The sequence below is a fragment of the Desulfuromusa ferrireducens genome (genome assembly GCF_055389805.1).
Genome location: NZ_AP042415.1, coordinates 1,470,924 through 1,488,693 on the forward strand (window position 1 = coordinate 1,470,924; position 17,770 = coordinate 1,488,693).

The following is a 17,770-nucleotide window of genomic DNA, read 5'->3' on the forward strand; positions in this document are numbered from 1 at the left end:
TGATTCCCTATTTAGCGGAAGCAAGTTGGGACTGAATATGTTTTGGCAATTCTGGATAATAAATTGGTGACCAGGGGGTCTGTTTGAGTTGTATCAACAGCTCTGCCGCCTGTTCCGAGTGGCCAAGCTTGAGTAGTAGCTCCGCCTTCTGCAGTTGGATAAAGGAATTGTCCGGGAAAGCTGCTGCCGCAAGGTCGAACATCTTCAGGCTCTGATCCGGGCGGTTTTTTTTCAGGGCGGTCGCGGCCAGGGTCAGATATTCCAGGCCATAACCAGGCTCCTGCCGAACGGCTTCAGCCAGGAAGGCCAGTGCTTCGCTGCCTTTTTTCAGTTCACGCAAACTTCGGTAAAGGGCGTAGCTGGCAGAGGCATTCTGTGGGTCATTGCTTTTTAACTGCTGATAGAGTTCGTGGATTTTCTCTTTCTGGAAAAAGTTTTCCAGGTAGAGAGCTTTGCGACGGGTTTCCCAGTTTTCAGGCAAAGTGGCTTTGAGCAGCTGTGGTTCGGAAAACAATCTAGCCAATGTTGAACCGATAAAGCGGGTTGATAAGGGCAGGTTGCCATCGAGGTTAGAGAGCGAAATGCTGATTGCTTTGGTGGGTAAATTGTGTTTGCCTAGTTGTTTGAGGGTTTGATACAGAAGGCTGTAGAGTGGGGTTTTGATCTCGCCTTGATATAACGGCTGGAAATAACTCAGATCGATATGGAGTTGGAAAAATTCTGCCGCTGCGGTCAGGTTTTCCAGTGTGCAGATTTGCCACGGCGTCGAAGCGATTTGGCCGTGGAACTGGTTGTCGATCTGCGAAAGGCTGTCAGCTTCTTTTGGGCTGAGAGCTCCCGACTCAAGCAACTGCTGACGAAAACGTTCCAGGTTGAGTTGCTGGTTGTCCAGGCGTGACGGGAAGACCCAGATCACATTGGAAAAGTAACCGCTGTTTAGCGCCGCTCTTAACGTCATTCGTGGCAGGAGTAACGGATCTGCCACCAGCGGGCTCAAGCGTGGCGTGAGGGCTTCAACCGTCGCTGTGGTTAATTGTTCTTTCAATTGGAGCTGAATAGTTGACGGTAGTGGTTGTAGAAAAGGGTCTTGCGAGAGCAGCAGCAGGGTTGTTTTTTGTGGCTGATTTTTTCGCCAGAGCGGTAATGCCTGGCTCGGAAACTCGACGAGGGTGGGCCTTAGCGAATCGCGCAACAAAACGGAAGTGTTTATTTTCGTGGCGGCAGACAGGTCTGGATCACTTGCACAGCTCCGATCGATCGGTAAAAAAATGCAGAGCAGGATGGTCAGTAGCAGGGCTGGTTTCATGGCATCTCCTTTAGAATCGCTGCGTATTATAAGGGAGCACTCCATTTTCCGCTAGGAGCGGATTGCAAAGGACGGCATTTTGAAAATGAAATACCCAATAATTCCATTTTTATGTTTGGTGCTTTTGCTGCTATTGGGCGCCTGCAGCAATCTGGAGGATAAGGGCCAGGCTCGCTATGACGAAGCTATTCAGCTCGAGAAGGCCGGTGAGGTTGAACGGGCCAAAGGACTCTACCTGCAGCTGATCGAGGAATTTCCCGAAACCAACGCTGCTGATATGGCGACAGTGCAGCTGGAAAAAATCGAAACGCGGCGGACGGATCTGTTGCGTAAAGAACTGTTTGCTATCCTTGAAAGTATGCAAACTATCGTCGTTGGCTATCAGGGCATGGTTGGTCGCTTTCCACAAGGGATGGCCGACTTTGATGAGGGTACCTATTTCTTCGACTCGGATTACATGCTGGAGCTTTTACCCGCCGACGTGACTGCTTGGGTCGCCCTGCCGGGGGAACCGGGTGCTTATCGTGTCTGGGTGCAGCGTGCTGGCGCGGACGTGGCCTACTGGATCGGACAGGGTTCCACCGGGGTGAGGCAGATCAAGCAAGCCCAACTGCAAAATGAGCTGCAGGAAAAGTTCACTGTTACCGAGCGTAAGCAGAACCTCTGGTTTGTCACACCGACTTTCGCTCTTGAAACATTATAAACATAGCGAATAGATTGTTAAAATCATTGCACTAAGGCTGGAAATACGTGAAAATGACAGCTCGATATTGTTGTTTTTTTTAGCGCAGGGGAGTCACATCATGTCGGTTCGATTCAATTGGTTGGCTGTTGTCGCGATCTTTCTGTTTTTGCCCGGTTTGGTTGTGGCCGGAGATTTCACTGAGGCCTCTGAACCGGCGGGCATTGCCGACAGCGGCTTGGGCAAGGGCGTCGCTTTTGCCGATATTGACAATGATGGTTATGTCGATCTCTACGTCTCTAACAAGGGGGGCGCTAACAAGCTCTATTTGAACCGAGGTAACGGCAGCTTTGTCGATATCTCCGCCGAAGCGGGCGAGGGCATCGACTACACCGGTTTCAGCATGGGCAGCGTTTTTGGTGATTTCGACAACGACGGCCTGGTCGATCTCTATCTGGCCACCGGTGGTCGTTACGAAATCGAAGCCAACCGCCTGTTCAAGAACCTCGGTAACGGCAAGTTTGTTGATGTCACCAACGCCGCCGGCGTCGGCCTGAAAGAATTCACCTATTCCGCCTCTTTTGTCGATTATGACAACGACGGATTTCTCGATATCTACTGCGCCAATTACGGTCCCGGCGCGAAAAATGTTCTTTTCCGCAATAATGGTAACGGCAGCTTCGCCGATGTCAGTGATCAGGCCGGTGTTGGTGATCTTTCCTGGAGCTGGATGGGTGTCTGGGCGGATGTCAATGGCGATAATTATCAGGATCTTTACGTTGTTAACGGCCGTTATCCGGTCGGGGAGCCGAACCGCCTTTACCTGAATCAGGGCAATGGCACCTTCCGCGAAGTTGCCCGTGAGGCCGGTGTGGCTGATCCGCACTGGGGCTTGGGTGCTTCTTTTGCCGATATCGATAACGATGGTGATCTCGACCTGTTCGTTTCCAACTACGTTGGGCGTAACGGTCTCTATCTGAATGATGGCCAGGGCCAGTTCAGTGATGCTTCCGAACAGGTGATCAATCCTCGGCAGGGCTGGGGCAAGGGCCCGACCTTCGGTGATATCGACCATGACGGCGATCTCGACCTCTACGAGGGCGATTGCAAGCTAGCCAACCAGCTCTATATCAACGATGGCAGCGGCAAGTTTGTCGATCAGGCGGCAAAGCAGCCGCAACTGCAGTGCTCGACGGTGCGCACCAAGGGGACCGCTTTTGCCGATGTTGATAATGACGGTGATCTCGATCTCTACGTGGTCAACTGGGGGGCGCCGAACAAGTTCTACCTCAATGAGCAGAATGACGATAATTGGCTGAAGGTTAAGGCGCTCGGTAGCCGCTCCAATCGAAATGCCATCGGTGCCAAGGTGAAATTGTTCAGCGGCGAAAAACTACTCGCCGTGCGTGAAGTTGGCAGTGCGACCGGCTTCTGTGCCCAGCAGCCGTTAGTGCAGCATTTCGGTGTGGATGCTAAAAACAGCTACCGTGTCAGTGTCCTGTTTCCCAGTGGTGCAGAAGTTAGCCTGAATGATGTCCAACCGGGGCAAACTTTGCAGATCGAGGAATCGAATTAATATCCCCGTAGGGGCGACCCGTTGGGTCGCCCGCGATTCAATCATCAAATACCGGGCGATCCAGCGGATCGCCCCTACTTTTTTTGTGGGGCGCACCTGAACCGAGGTTATGACGGCAATCACCAGTAACCAACGCCTCTACGGCGGTATTTTCTTCCTCTGCATGGCGACCCTGATGTACGAGCTGATCCTGACCCGGATCTTCTCGGTGCTGATGTGGTACCACTTTGCCTCGATGGCGATCTCGTTGGCGCTATTCGGTCTGGGCGGCGCGGCGCTGCTGATCTACGTACGTCCTGCTTGGTTTCCTGCTGAGCGCACACCGGCTTTGACCTTCCGCTTTGCACTGTTGTTTGCCTTTGCCGTCGCGCTGTTTTTTCTGTTGTTTGTCTGCTTCCGTCTGCAACCGCAGTTCGGCTTTAAGGTCCTCTCCTTTTTTCATCAGCCGTTTTATCAACCCTTTCAGCAGGGTAACGCCCGGCAAACGTTGGAAACCGGACAGCTCCTCGCTTTGGCCGGACTTTATCTGCTGACCGCGCTGCCGTTCTGGTTTAGTGGCTTGTCGATCACCCTGTTGCTCTCTCGTCATCACCAGCAATTCAACCGGCTCTATTTTTTTGACCTCTGCGGTGCCGGGATCGGTTGTCTGCTGATTATTCTGGTGCTGAAACTGGTTGGTGGCATCAGTGGTCTGCTGGTCATTGCCTTGATCGGTTTGCTGGCTGCTTTCTGTCTGCGACCGGCGAGCGTTTCCCGCCGCCGCAATTACGGCTTGGTGGTGCTGAGCCTGTTGTTTGGTGCTGCTCTGTTCGGCAATCTGTTTTCCGATTTCGCCGAAATCCACTTCGTCCGTGGTCGCTATGAACCGAACTTGCTCTGGAGCAGTTGGAACTCCTTTTCGCGGGTGGCGGTCTATCCCGCGCAGGGTGAAGAAGCCGGCCGCGCCTGGGGACTGTCGCGCAATTACCGCGGGCCGATTCCCGAGCAGCTCGGCATGGTGGTGGACGATACCGGCTATACGACAATCTATCGTGACGAGGGCGAACAGACGGTCGGATTTTTTCGCGATAACGTTATCAGCCTCGCTTACTATCTGAAGCCGCAGTCGAATGTACTGGTGATCGGACCCGGTGGCGGCAAGGACGTGCTGGCTGCGCTGGCCATGGATGCGCGCCGGGTGGTGCCGGTGGAGGTCAATCCGCTGATTGTCGAAGCGGTCAACGACCAGTTCGGCAGCTTCAGCGGCGAACTGTACCGGCGGCCGAAGGTCGAGCTGCAGATCGATGAAGGGCGCAGTTTCATCCGTCGTAGTCAGGAACAGTTTGACATCATCCAGGCTTCGGCGGTCTTTGGCCGCATGGCCCCAGCGGCCGGGGCCTTCACCCTGTCGGAGAACAACCTCTATACCGTAGAAGCCTTTACCGATTACTGGCAGCATCTCAGTGACGACGGCATCCTCAGCATCTCGCGATTTATCTTTGAGCGCGAAACCTTGCGTCTGGTGTCGCTGGGACTGGAGCTGCTGAAACAGCAGGGGGTGAGCGATCCGGCCGCGCATATTGCCGTGATCAAAGAGCGCGGGCTGGCTAATTTCATGCTCAAAAAACAACCTTTCAGCGCTGAAGAATTGGCTGTGTTAAAAAGGTTGGCGCGGGACAAAGCCTTCGATATCGTCTACCTGCCTGGGCAGGCTGAAGGGCAAGAGGTTTTTCAGCGGCTGATTGCCTCCGCAGGCAGTAGCGATTTTTACCGCGATTTTCCCTTCGATATCAGCCCGACCGATGATAACCGGCCTTTTTTCTACTACATGCTTAAACCGGGCGATTTTCTCAACCTGTTCGCCTTTCCCGAGCGCGGCCCCTTCGAAGACCGGGCGATTCTGATTCTGCGTAACCTGTTGCTGGTGGTTACTGGCGCGGTGCTGTTGGTCTTTATCCTGCCGCTCTTGTTGTTGCGTTCTGCGGCCTTGAAAAACCCTCTTTCCGGGCGGCGGTTATGCTATTTTGCCTGTCTGGGCTTGGGCTTTATGTTGATCGAAATTGGTCTGCTGCGCCGTTTTATCCTCTTTCTCGGCCATCCGATCTATTCGCTGGCGGTGATCCTGTTTTCACTGTTGATTTTTTCCGGACTGGGCAGTTTGCTGGCGCAACGTTTCTCCTCCCGTAGCCGTCGTTCCTTGTTGTTGGTCCTGCCCACGCTGGCGCTGCTCACGCTCATTTACAGCTATGCGTTACCGCCGTTGTTGGCCGCGTGGGTCGCCTGGCCGCTGTTGCTGCGTTGTTTGTTGGCGATGTTGTTGCTGGCGCCGTTGGGCCTGCTGATGGGCATGCCTTTGCCGCTGGGGATGCAGCTGTTTCATCCCGATGGCAAAGAGATCCCCTGGAGTTGGGGAATCAATGGCGCGACCAGCGTGCTGGGAACGATTCTGGCGGTGGTGCTGGCGATGAATTTTGGCTTTAACCTGACCTTGCTGATCGGTATGGCGGTCTACCTGCTGGCCTTGCTGACGGTGATGAGGGTTCGGCCTGTGCGAGAAAACCTATGAATAGAGTCTTTTTTGTTGTCCTTTTGTTGCTCGGTTTGCTGGGCGGTTGTTCTTCCGAACAGGGGGTCGAGGGACGCTTGCTGTTTCAGGGCGAAGCGGTAGCCGGTGCGCAGCTGGAGGTCTATCTGCAAAGTGGTAATCAGCGGTCATCGACACCGTTCAGCGTGGCCGCCAGCGACGGACAGGGGCGTTATCGACTGCAACTCCCGGCGGGCAGCTACTATCTGGTTGCCAAGCAGAAACAGCAGGGTGGTGGTCAAAACCGCATGTTGATGGCCGAAGCTCCAGCCAATCCCTACCAGGTTAAGGGGGCGATGTTGGCGATTCCGGCCTTCTCGCTGCAGGAAATGGGGCTGGGCGGCAATCTGCCGAGTGATCCGAACACCTGGCTTGAGGGGACGATAACGGCCGAAGGGCAGACGTTAAACAATGCCTTTGTCTATGTTTACAGCGAGCCTTCGGCGAATCTGTTGGGTCCTTCCTATGCCAAGGTGGAGCAGGTCGATGCTGTCGGGGGCTTTCGGCTCGAACTGCCGGCGGGCCGCTATTGGTTAGCGGCCCGCCAGCGGGCCGACGGTTCTCGCTCAGGTGAACCGGACGTTGGTGATTTGAGCGGCAACTACTCCGGGAACCCTGTTGTAATCAGCGCCGGTCAGCAGCTGCGGTTGGGTGTTTTTCCGCTACGTCAGGTTGCCGCTGACAAACACCAGCAGCGGATGGCGGCGGGGAAGTTTGTCGCCAGCGAAACGGCCATCAAAGGGCGGGCGGTGGATGATCAGGGTCAGCCGCTGGCGGGGATTTATGTTTATGCCTACCGCGACAGTCGAATGATCGGCAAGCCGACCCACATTTCGGCGGCAACCGCAACCGACGGAAATTTCGCCCTGTTCCTGTCTGTCGGCGGCAATTATTTCATCGGTGCGCGCAGCACCTTCGGCGGTCCGCTGGAGCCGGGGGAATGGGTCGGTACTTTTGACCGGCAGCAGGACCATCAGCTGGTTATTGAGCAGGGCTCGACCGTTTCGCTCGGCGATCTGCAACTACGGGAGGTCTGGTGAGCATCTCATTGCGCGCTCTTTTGTTGCTTGGATTGCTGTTACTGCCACTCACTGTCGTTGCGGAAACGTTGCGCGGCCAGGTTCACTGGCAGGGTCAGCGGCAGATTAAAGAGAAGGTGCTGGTTGAAAAAGGCGCCACCCTGAGCATTGCTCCGGGCAGTCAGCTCGAATTTGTCGGCGGTAGCTTGGAGGTGGCCGGAACCCTGATTGCCAACAATGTCAGCTTTCTTGGTCGCGATTGGTCGGGGTTGGTGCTGAACAGGGTCGCGGCAAATACCCGTTTGCAAGGAAGTCGCTTCAGCGGCGCAAAGGTCGCTATCCTGATCAACGGCGGGGCGCCGCAGCTTGAGGGTTTGCTGCTGGAGAACAACCAGGTCGGAGTGGAACTGAAGCAGCAGAGCCGGGCGCTGGTTCGCGACTGTCAATTTCGTAACAATGCCAAAGTGGGTCTGTTTGTCAAAGAGGGGTCGACGGCGACGATTAGCGGCAATCGCTTTCTAGATAACCGCCGCTTCGGCGCTTATATCTACCGCGCCAACCCCGCGCTGTTCGCTGACAACCGTTTCGAAGGGAATGGCACCGCTTTGATGATTGCCTATTTTGGCAGTAATGGGTTGGTTTCCGACAATGACTTTACCGCAAATCAGGTCGCTATTCATGTCGATCGCTCGGCAAAACCACATTTGCAGGGCAATCGTTTACAAAAAAACGGCATCGGCATCAAATTGCAGCGCCGCTCGGACCCGGCGGTACAGGGCAATCTGCTGCAGGCTAATAAGCTGGGCATTCTGGTCAGTTTTTCTTCCTATCCGCAGATCAGCGGCAATGATTTTATCGACAACCAACTGGCCTTGCAGCTTGAGCATCAGTCTTCTGCCTGGGAGCGAGCCAATGGTGCTGCCAGCCGCGAACAGCAACGGACCGGCCGAGGGGCCTTTGGCAGCAAGGCGCCGCAGGTCGTTACCGAGCAACTGCCACAGATGAAAACCTTGGATGGCACTGTTGCTGCCGGGGGCAACTGGTGGGGGGTGGCAGCCGCTGCTGAGTTGGACAAAACAGGCGCGAGCGGCAACTTGAGTTTTATCCATGATGGTCATGATCAGGCGAACTTTCAGGACGGCGGCAAGGACTATCCTCTCGATCAGGTCCGCTATCATCCTGCCGCGAGCGGGCCACAGTTCCCAGAAGGGCAACAATGAAACGAATTATTCTTACATTGATTTTGCTGTTTTTAGTTCTGCCCTCTTTGCTGTGGGCCGCTTCGGGGGTGCAAGGGCGGGTCGCCTGGCGCGGGCAACTGGTAGCAGGGTTGAAGATCAGCGCCTATAGCTCGATGGCGGAACTTGTTGCCGATCGGCCGCTGGCCGTTTCTTCCCCGACGGCTGTCGATGGCACTTATCAATTGGGATTACCGCCGGGGAGTTATTTCTTGCAGGCGCGGGATTTTAGTGGCCAGCCACAGGCGGGGAAACATTTTTGCTATTACAGCGGCAGTCCGGTGCAGGTCACGACGGACGATTTTCGGCAGGTTGGTTTTAACCTGATCAAAATTCCGGCCGCAACTCCAGTCGCCAGCGCCCAGCGATCTGGGCTCAAAGGACGGATCAGTTATCAGGGGGAACCGCTGGAGCAGAGCTATCTCTACATCTATCAGGATCATAAGAAAAACTTCAAAGGGCCGGCCTACTATATCCAGCCGGTCGCCAAGGGGGATTTCCGGCTCTCCCTGCCGCCGGGCGAGTACTATGTGTTGGCCAGAAAGCGGGCTCGCGGCGGCCAGTTCGGACCGGTGGAAATCGATGATCATTTTAACTATTATTATGCTAATCCGGTCAAGGTTGTCGCCAATCAGGTGCAACAGATCGCGCTGGAAACAATCAAGCGACTGGCGATGCTCGAAGAGGAAGAAGCCGTTTTCCGCGGTGTGACCGGACAGATCCTTGGGCCGGATGGCAGGGGCGTGGCTGGTCTGCGGGTCTTTGCTTATCGGCAGGCAGAGATGAATGGTATGCCGGATTTCTTCTCACCGATCAGCGATGAGCAGGGTTTTTTTCAATTGCCGATTCCGGAAGCTGGCTCCTTCTATCTGCTGGCGCGCAAGTCCTTTGGGGGCCCTGCCGGTGGTGGCGAACTGTACGGCAAGTTTCGTGGCAGCAGTGACCACCGCATTGAATTAAATAGCGATCAGCCGACTCAGGAGATCCGTATTGATGTGCTTCCGAGCAATTAAAATTTTGCTGCTGCTTAGCTTGTCTCTCCCCGGGTTGGTCTGGGGGGCTGCGGCGGTGATTGGGCAGGAACAGCTCTGGAGCGGACAGGTTGACTTGTCTGCTCCAGTCAGGGTGAACCCTGATGCAGTGCTGATTATTGAAGCCGGAACCGTGGTGACCGTATCCGATAAGGCTGCTGGCCTGTCGATTCGTGGCCAGCTGCTGATCTTGGGAACTGAGGTCGAACCGGTGGTGTTTAAATCCCCCGCCGACTGGAAGGGGATCGAGTTTATTGAAGCCGCTGCCGGCAGCAGGATCGAGCATGCGCAGTTTTCAGGTTGTGGTGTGGCCGTGAGTGTCATCGCTACCGCGCCGCAAATCCGCAATAGTCGTTTTGTCGGTTGCCAGAGCGGGGTTGAATTACTGCGCGAAGCGGATGCGCTGATCGAAAATAATTACTTTACGGAAAATCAGTCCGGGCTGAAAATTGGTCAAAAATCCAAGCCACAGGTTTTGTCTAATCGGTTTGTTAGAAATCAAAAGAGCGGCGCTGAAATCAATAACGGCAGCGGTGGTCTGTTCAATAAAAATCTATTTTCAGAAAATGGTTACGGTTTGGTGTTGCAGAAAAAGTTCAGTGGTGAAATCCGTAATAATGATTTTATCAATAATAAAATCGGCCTTTATACCTATCAAACGCAGAACACGCCGCTTATTGATGGCAATCTTTTTCAGGGAAATGAGAACGGCATGCTGGCGTTTTCCTTTTCCTATCCGCTGGTGCGTAACAACCGCTTTATTGACAACCGTACAGCAATCAATAACGATCAGTTCGGTTCTGCTCGCATCGAACATAATCTGTTTCGTCGCAACGACACGGCCCTGTTCAATAACCGCAAGTCGAATCCCGAGGCGACAAATAATCAGTTTGAAGAAAATGCCTTGGTGCTGTTTTGCGATTACTCTTCTTATCCGCTCGTAAAGCAGAATAATTTCCTTGGCAACAAGAAGGTTGCCGAACTTGGCCTTTATCAGAGTGCCGACTGGGAGCAGCGGGCCGGTTCGAAAAAATTGATCCAGCAGCAAGCGCAGGCGCGCAACAGCAGAAATCCGCTGCTGGCCGAGTTGCCGACTGAATTTACCGATCAACTCGATCTGCGCGGCAATTGGTGGGGGGAGCAGACCGAGCAGCTGCGGACTGTCGGGATAGATGCCAATCTTGATATTTTATTCGATCGTCGCGATCGACCTGAGGTGACCTATCCTGGCTACGGCGATGCGCGCTATCGCCTTGATCTGATCATTTATGCCGACTGGTTGGATGCGTTGGTGGACGCCGCCGGTCCTCTGGAGAAACGATGAAATACGTGGTGCTATTTTATCTCCTGCTGCTGGGGAATCCAGCTTTTGCCGCGCTGATTGAAGGCCGGGTGATCGATGCTGATGAGCCGGTCGCCGGGATGCGGGTCGCAGCCTATGCTTCCCTTGATCCGAGCGGTGATCCGCTGGCGATCTCTGCTCCGACCAACAAAGATGGCAGCTACCGACTGGAGGTTGAAGCCGGATATTTTGCTCTTTATGCCACCGATCTGGCAACCGGACGCTTTGCGTTTTGTGGCCGTAATCCGGTTCGGGCGCAGCAGGGACTTCCGGTTTGGGCCGGGCTGCAGTTGCTGCCGATGGTGGACAGCAGGACAGAAGCGTATGTGGAAGAGTATTCTGCCGGGCTGCAAGGGCAGGTTTTGTTCGCCGGTAAACCGTTGGCCGGAGCCCTGGTCTACCTTTATCTTGATGTCGCTGAGGATCTTAAAGGACAGGGCTATCGGCGTTCATTGCCGACCGGTGTTGATGGTTATTTTTCCTTCGATAACCTGCCGGAAAGCGACTACTTTCTGGTGGCGCGAAAAAGGCAGAATAACGCCCAGCTCGGTCCGGTGCGTGAGGGTGATCTGCTTGGCATTTATCCGGGGAACCCGCTGCATCTGCAAGCGGGGAAGCAGCTACAAGTTACTTTTTCGCTGGTAACTAAATTAAAGGGCAGCGGCAGTGAAACACCAAATCGCGCCAGCTCGATCTGTTTGCGCGGTCAAATTATCGATGAGACAGGTGAACCGTTGGCCGGCCTGCATGTCTTTGCCTATCGGCAAAAGGTGATTGGCCACGACCGTCCAGCGGCCCTTTCGGCAGTGAGCGCGACTGATGGTCGTTTTGAGGTAAACTTTGCCGCAGAGGGGCGCTACTTTATCGGTGCCCGGCAGTATTACGGTGATTCACCGGCTCCGGGAGAACTGTTCGGCATGTACGAAGAGAGTGCTGATCATGGCCTGTTGATCGAATCAGGGATGGGGGAGATCAGCATCGAAGTGACACCGATTGATCTATTTTGAGGTGAGCGTCTGATGGGAAGATATCTTATAGTTCTTTGCTGGCTGTTGACGTTATTGCTGTTGTCGGGCTGCGCTGTCCTGCGACCGGTTGTTCACTTGGAAGATCATGTCATCAGCAGTGACGAGGTCTGGCGGGGAGAGGTTCGTATTCGTGGTCTGGTGACGGTGAAAAAGGGGACAAGACTGGAAATCCGGCCCGGTACCAGGGTGATCTTTGAGCCGCTGGACCGTGATGCTGATGGCATTGGCGATGGTGAGCTGCTGATCGAAGGCAGTTTGATCGCCCTTGGCACCGCCCAGCGGCCGATTCTGCTGACCAGTGGCGCGGAAAAGCCCAAGCCGCAAGACTGGAAATTTCTTTACCTCGATTTTGCTCATCAGGTGGAGATTGCGCATCTGATTTCAGAATATGCCTATAGCGGTGTGCAGATCCATTTCTGCAAGGCTAAGGTGACCGACTCCGAATTTCGCTACAACGTTGACGGCGTCCGTTTTTCTACCGTGAATATTGAACTGGCGCGAAATCGTATTCACCACAATCGACATGGGATCCGTTTTGAAGAGCGGCTTGGCTCCGGCCGGGTACATCACAATCAGATCAGCAATAATCAGAATGGTATTTTTGCTGTCACCAAATGCGATAATCGGACCTTGTTTGAATTGAATAACATTGAAAACAATAGCGATTATCAGGTCAAGCTCGGGGTCGGGCAGACGGCGAATTTGAGTTTTCCACGTAACTGGTGGGGAGTGGAGCAGGGCGCGGACTTGAGTAAGGGCTTCTTTGACCAAGGTTATGATCAAACCTTAGGCAAAGTAACCGCTCCTGACCGGTTATCGCGGCCGCTGCCATAGGCTTAGTCATTGCTGCTTGCTGAGGATTGCTGGCTTATCGTTTGTTGAGGTTTTTCTCGTTGTCAATTATTCGACTGTTAAGTGGCATTTAAGCCACAATGCCGAACGATATCCCCCCTTTTAAGTCCTATCGAAAATAATGTGTCTAAATATTGACACATTACACCGCATATATTATTGTTATCTCATATTACGTAGTGACTTTAAATTTCTTCTTCTTATTCAGTCGTTTAATCGACAGAAATGAGATTATGACTGCTTTAAATACCAACCCCGGTTCCGGGTTTGGCGGAATGATCGGGCGCTCTTCACTAATGCTGGAATTGTTCAACCTGATTTCCTGCGTTGCCGAAGAGGGTGATAGCACGGTGCTGATTCAAGGGGAAAGTGGTACGGGTAAGGAATTGATAGCCCGTGCTGTCCATGAGAACAGCCCGCGTAAAAATGGTCATTTTGTTCCTGTTAATTGTGCGGCGATCCCCGATGAATTGTTGGAAAGCGAACTGTTCGGTTACGTCAAGGGGGCGTTTACCGGTGCTCAGCAATCGAAAATAGGACGGGTGCAGTTTGCTGACGGGGGAACCCTGTTTCTCGATGAAATCGGCGATATGAAACCGACCTTGCAGGCTAAAATGCTCCGCGTGCTGCAAGAGCGCGAGGTTGAGCAGGTTGGCGGCGTGCGTGCGATGAAGGTGGATGTGCGGGTGATTGCCGCGACCCATCAAAACCTAGAGAAGTTGGTTGCCGAGGGGACGTTCCGGGAAGATCTCTATTACCGCTTGGCGGTTATTCCGCTCCAGGCTCCGCCACTGCGGGAAAGAAAGAATGACATTGCGGTCTTGATCGAAAAATTCATTGTCCAATTCAGCCGCCGAAAAAGCGATCAGGTGACAACCATCGATCCGCTGACTATGCGTAGCTTGCAGGCTTATCCCTGGCCCGGTAATGTCAGGGAGTTGGAGAACCTGATGCAACGCATGGTCATTCTGCACCGCGGTAAGCGGATTACCCTGAAGGAACTGCCGGAGAAATACCGCTGCGAGCCGTTACCCGAACAAGAGCTGTTACCACCGGTTGTTCCCGTCGCGGCGACGGCCGGGGAGACATCGATGGTGCCGCCTGATGCGGCCTGGTCCGACGAAGGTCTCGATTTTAACGGACTGATTAGTGAGTTTGAGGATCGTCTGATTCTGCAGGCATTAAGTCGCACCGGTGGCAACAAGAAGGAAGCCGCCCGCCTTCTTAACCTGAAGCGAACCACTTTGATAGAAAAGATAAAAAAGAAAAATTTACCGGTTTAGTCTTTATGGATAAAAAGCCCTGTCGTTTTGATGGGGCTTTTTGTTTAGCTGGCTTTACTGAAGTGGCGGCTGATCTTTTCCTGAATTTCATCTCCCGAGGCGGGTACGATCAGGATATCGTGAGCACCGTATTTTACTGCCCGCAACACGGTTGTACGCGTCCATTCCGGTCCGGCGAAAATCATTGGTGGAAGGGGTAATCCGGCTGATTGCAGTTTGATCGCCGTGGCAAAACCCTTTTCGTTGACCTGCGACATGACTAAAAAGGCCCCCAGCACTCGATGCTGCTGGAAAGGGACTTTAATGTCTTCCTGGAAATTCAGGATCTTGCATTCAAAATTTGCCGAAGAGAGGATTTTGGCAAATGGTTCTGCCGCACCACTGTCATCCGAAATAATCAAGACCAGTGGTGGTCCGGTTGGGACCGGGGTTCCTGCCGCTACGGCTGCTTCGGACGCTGCTGGTACAGTGCCACCGACCGCAGGATTGGCCGATTGTCCCGCGTCTGCTGGGGAACTCGCTGTGCTGGCAGAGGTTGCCGTTGCCGCTACAGGTTGTGCCTGTTCTGCTGCCATCTCTTGCTGATAGCCGTTCAAATCAAAAACCTGGGCGGGGAAGAGCAAGAGCAGTCGCTTGAGGTCAAATCCTTCCATGGCAATGGCGAAGGAAGCCAGGTAGTAGTCTCCTTCTGGGAAGGGGTCATCACCACTCATGTCAATTTTGGTTGGAACAATGGTCTTTGATTCAGTTCTGACAAAGCGTAGCTGTTTGGGGTAGCGATCAAGAAAAACCTGGGTTAAACCGCCGGCCAGAATATTGGCAATCTCACCAAAGGCATCCTCAACTTCCCCTTCAAACAGGTTTTTGCTGCGCTGCTCTTCAATCTGATCTTCTGGCAGCATGATCAATGTGCCGCCGAGAGCGATTGCATCCGCAATCTGGGTGAACATGAAACCGCAGCCTTCGCGCTCGCCGGATACTTTCATGTCAGCCATAGTCGATTTGTCGCTGCAGTGGTTGGCAAAAAAATCGGCTTTGCTGGTCATTAATAATTTTATGTCGTTACAGACCAGATCAGCGCCGAGCAGGGCGCTGAGTTCTTCGCCCATCTGACTGATGGCGGCGTTGAAAACAACGTCTGTCAGTTTTTTGGCATCGACGAAGACCGGTTTAGGTGGTTCCGTCGTTTCGGCGGGAGGGTCCGCAGTGACTTGATCCGTGGATTCTATTGCTATTGCTGTTGCTGTTGCTGTTGCTGCTGCTGGTGCTGGTGCTTCTTCTACGCTTGCCGGCTCTTCTGCGGCAATTTCCTCCAGCTCGAAAATAGCCGCAGGGACAATAAATTCGATCGTTCCGAGGTTCTTCTCTCCCGCAATCAGTTTGCAACTGGCAACGTAATAGGTTCCGGGTGGGCAGGGTTCAACACTCGTCAGGTCAATTTTGGTTGGGATTAGTTCTTCAACAGAATTTTTGATGAAGCGGACTTTTTTTGCGTATTTGTCAACAAATGCCTGGGTAAACACCCCGGCAATAATGTTTGCGACTTCTCCGAAGGCGTCGTTTAGTTCACCATCAAGGTTGCCGCTTTGGGCGTGTTCTTCGATCATGTCTTCGGGAAGCATGATCAGGGTTCCACCCAACACAATCGCTGAGTCTACCTGCATTAACAGGTAGCAGTCGCCCTCTTTGTCGCCTGTGACCGACATCCGGGTGAGAGCCGTTTTCCTCCGTTCTGGATTGCTGAAAATTGATTCTTTGGATAAGAGTTGCAGCTGCACGTCTTCATACGTCAGCTCCTGTCCCAGGAGTGCACCAATCTCAGTCGCTAGATTTTCGATGCCGGTCTTGCAAACGACATCAACTATGGCTTGTTGATCCAAGGTGCCCTCTCACAAACTCAAAGTGTGAGCAGGGCTTAGTTGGGCGAGTATTTCATCTCGACGAAAAAGCGGCCCTGCTCGAGGTCAAACGGGATTATAACCCGATTGCTTTTAGTCGGGGAAGAGACCCTGTAGGACTTCCCCGTCACTGTTGTTGGAATTGATAATTCCAGATTTATCTTTTCTGCGGCAAAAGATTCCTTTAGCCCCCCGGCGATCATATTGGAAATTTCCCCGAGGGTATCTTTGACATCAGTATCTACTTCTTCAACTTCCATGCCAAGCATTTCCCCGGTGATCGCCATTCCAACATTTCCGGGGCAGTGCAGGCTGAGCATACAGGTTAAATCGCCACTCAGGCCGATCATCGCCGAAACATGACAATCGAGAATCTCTTCCCCTTCAGTCAGTGGTTCAACCGCAGAGATATCCATAAAAATCATCGTACTAAAGATCTCTTCGGTCGATTTAACAATTTTATTAGCAAAATCCACAACAAACCCTTTTGCAGGACAACACGTCATAGAAAACGGGGCATATGTGTCGTTTAGCTGTCCTGACCGATTTGCAGTTCAATCAGGAACGTATGGTTGTCAAACGTGAATGGAATCGTCAGCTCTTCAGCATGGGCAAGACAATCAATCGAGTACTCGTCACCATGCACGGATGTTGGCATCGACAGCTGGATGCCACTCCCTTTAGGGTCGAGGGCGGTTTTGACATTGCCTCCCAACATGTTTGCCAGTTCGCCGATGGCATCTTGAACGTCTTCGTCGATTTCCTCAACATCCATGCCGAGAAAAGCGGTTGTGACTGCTAAGGCAGCCGCGGTTGGCAGGTGGATGGCGAGCAGCCCTTTGGTGGTTCCGGCCAAGCCGATAATGCCGGAAATGCTGTCCTTCAGTGGTGATTTGTTCCGGTTGAAGGGTTCGCCGGGGCTAACCTCCAGCATGATCATGCTGGAAAAAATTTCCTGTGTAGCTTCGATCAGGTGTTGAATATGGTCCACGAATATCTCCCTGTTAGCCGGACAGTCAACCGTTGGTGATCTGCCCGGCTAAGTAAAATTAGAGTAGTGCGCCGAGAGTTTCGTTAATAAGGTCGGGGGTAAAGGGTTTTTTAATCGCCCCCTTGGCACCATAGGATTTGGCTTCATCGATAATATCGGCGCCGGTCTCCGTGGAAATCATCACCACCGGGATATCCTTGATGGCAGGGTCTTCCGCTTTCGCTTTGAGAAATTCCAGGCCGTTCATGTTTGGCATGTTGATATCACTTAAAACCACATCCACCTTGTTGTCTGCCAGAACCGCCAGAGCTTCTTGACCATCACTGGCTTCGAGAATTTCATCAAAATCGAGTCCAGCCTGGCGCAGGGCACGAGAAACAATTTTACGCATGGTGTTGGAATCATCGACAATCAATACAGTTTTGCCCATTTTAAAACTCCTTTGTAGAATGAATGGTTTCGTTTTTTTGTTTTCGTTAGTCGTTTAGTGCCACCAGGGATGCTCCTGTTGCATGTACCTGCAACGGATCTTCATCACTGGTCATCAGTTTCCAGACAACGGTGTCTGCGTCCGGTTGAGGGAGATCTCCCGTCCCTTGCTCCGGGAGCCCGATTTTAAAGGGCTGGTTGTCCGCCAGGAGCTTGCTCATAAACAGCCCGACGATGGTGTTGAGAAGTTCATGCAGGATATCGTCCATGTGTGCTTGAGTTATTTCTGCATCATCAAGCGAAAAAACAGCAGCGGTCAAATTTCTTAGGAGTGCTTTGGGGAGCACCAGTCGGATTTCCCCTTGAACCGGGTCCTGAACGAGCAGGCAGGCCCAGGTCAGTTCTGCTGCTGGAATTTCATAATTCTGGTCATAGTGCTCGGTCGCCTCCATAAAGACCATGTTTTCCAGGGTCTGACTGATGGCATCTTTCATCGCCTGGTAAAACGGCTTATGTTCAATCATCTTATGCT

General features: G+C 53.0%; 15 protein-coding genes and 1 pseudogene. 10 read left to right on the plus strand and 6 right to left on the minus strand.

Annotation, left to right across the window (positions count from 1 at the left end; translation table 11 throughout):
- Positions 1-7: 7 nt before the first annotated feature.
- A complete protein-coding gene (locus ACZ5PT_RS06735; RefSeq protein WP_464266043.1) occupies positions 8-1,306 on the minus strand; it encodes a tetratricopeptide repeat protein in 1,299 nt (432 codons plus the stop codon).
- 85 nt (positions 1,307-1,391) lie between these two features.
- Between ACZ5PT_RS06735 and ACZ5PT_RS06740 the strand changes: the two genes are divergently transcribed.
- The 10 genes and pseudogenes from ACZ5PT_RS06740 to ACZ5PT_RS06785 form a co-directional block, all read left to right on the plus strand.
- Positions 1,392-2,009, plus strand: coding sequence for a tetratricopeptide repeat protein (locus ACZ5PT_RS06740; protein WP_464266044.1), 618 nt, complete (start codon positions 1,392-1,394; stop codon positions 2,007-2,009).
- 100 nt (positions 2,010-2,109) lie between these two features.
- Positions 2,110-3,564: a CRTAC1 family protein gene (locus ACZ5PT_RS06745; protein WP_464266045.1), complete on the plus strand. Its 1,455-nt coding sequence runs from the start codon at positions 2,110-2,112 to the stop codon at positions 3,562-3,564.
- 109 nt (positions 3,565-3,673) lie between these two features.
- Complete coding sequence (locus ACZ5PT_RS06750; RefSeq protein ID WP_464266046.1) at positions 3,674-6,109, plus strand: spermine/spermidine synthase domain-containing protein; 2,436 nt, start codon at positions 3,674-3,676, stop codon at positions 6,107-6,109.
- Positions 6,106-7,167 (plus strand): hypothetical protein, encoded by a 1,062-nt coding sequence (locus ACZ5PT_RS06755; protein WP_464266047.1) that lies wholly within the window; start codon positions 6,106-6,108, stop codon positions 7,165-7,167. Before ACZ5PT_RS06750 ends, ACZ5PT_RS06755 begins: the two co-directional genes overlap by 4 nt.
- Positions 7,164-8,366 carry a right-handed parallel beta-helix repeat-containing protein gene (locus ACZ5PT_RS06760; protein WP_464266048.1) on the plus strand — a complete coding sequence of 401 codons (1,203 nt, stop codon included), beginning with the start codon at positions 7,164-7,166 and terminating at the stop codon, positions 8,364-8,366. Before ACZ5PT_RS06755 ends, ACZ5PT_RS06760 begins: the two co-directional genes overlap by 4 nt.
- Positions 8,363-9,397, plus strand: coding sequence for a hypothetical protein (locus ACZ5PT_RS06765; protein ID WP_464266049.1), 1,035 nt, complete (start codon positions 8,363-8,365; stop codon positions 9,395-9,397). The genes ACZ5PT_RS06760 and ACZ5PT_RS06765 overlap by 4 nt, the downstream gene beginning before the upstream one ends.
- A complete protein-coding gene (locus tag ACZ5PT_RS06770; protein ID WP_464266050.1) occupies positions 9,378-10,739 on the plus strand; it encodes a right-handed parallel beta-helix repeat-containing protein in 1,362 nt (453 codons plus the stop codon). The genes ACZ5PT_RS06765 and ACZ5PT_RS06770 overlap by 20 nt, the downstream gene beginning before the upstream one ends.
- Positions 10,736-11,764, plus strand: coding sequence for an MSCRAMM family protein (locus ACZ5PT_RS06775; RefSeq protein WP_464266051.1), 1,029 nt, complete (start codon positions 10,736-10,738; stop codon positions 11,762-11,764). The genes ACZ5PT_RS06770 and ACZ5PT_RS06775 overlap by 4 nt, the downstream gene beginning before the upstream one ends.
- 12 nt (positions 11,765-11,776) lie before the next feature.
- Positions 11,777-12,619 (plus strand): right-handed parallel beta-helix repeat-containing protein, encoded by an 843-nt coding sequence (locus ACZ5PT_RS06780; RefSeq protein WP_464266052.1) that lies wholly within the window; start codon positions 11,777-11,779, stop codon positions 12,617-12,619.
- Positions 12,620-12,912: 293 nt separating this feature from the next.
- Positions 12,913-13,920: pseudogene (locus ACZ5PT_RS06785) on the plus strand (sigma-54 interaction domain-containing protein); the annotation flags it as partial.
- Positions 13,921-13,964: 44 nt separating this feature from the next.
- Here the strand turns inward: ACZ5PT_RS06785 and ACZ5PT_RS06790 are convergent.
- The 5 genes from ACZ5PT_RS06790 to ACZ5PT_RS06810 are packed head-to-tail and all read right to left on the minus strand — an operon-like array spanning position 13,965 to position 17,762.
- Entirely contained in the window at positions 13,965-15,800 is a 1,836-nt protein-coding gene (locus ACZ5PT_RS06790) for a hypothetical protein (protein WP_464266053.1), read from the minus strand.
- A gap of 35 nt (positions 15,801-15,835) precedes the next feature.
- A complete protein-coding gene (locus ACZ5PT_RS06795; RefSeq protein ID WP_464266054.1) occupies positions 15,836-16,294 on the minus strand; it encodes a chemotaxis protein CheX in 459 nt (152 codons plus the stop codon).
- A gap of 53 nt (positions 16,295-16,347) precedes the next feature.
- The gene (locus tag ACZ5PT_RS06800) at positions 16,348-16,809 is read right to left on the minus strand and encodes a chemotaxis protein CheX (RefSeq protein WP_464266055.1); all 462 of its coding nucleotides are present in this window, start codon (positions 16,807-16,809) and stop codon (positions 16,348-16,350) included.
- A gap of 58 nt (positions 16,810-16,867) precedes the next feature.
- Positions 16,868-17,239, minus strand: coding sequence for a response regulator (locus ACZ5PT_RS06805; RefSeq protein ID WP_464266056.1), 372 nt, complete (start codon positions 17,237-17,239; stop codon positions 16,868-16,870).
- Positions 17,240-17,285: 46 nt separating this feature from the next.
- The gene (locus ACZ5PT_RS06810) at positions 17,286-17,762 is read right to left on the minus strand and encodes a chemotaxis protein CheX (protein WP_464266057.1); all 477 of its coding nucleotides are present in this window, start codon (positions 17,760-17,762) and stop codon (positions 17,286-17,288) included.
- Positions 17,763-17,770: the final 8 nt, after the last annotated feature.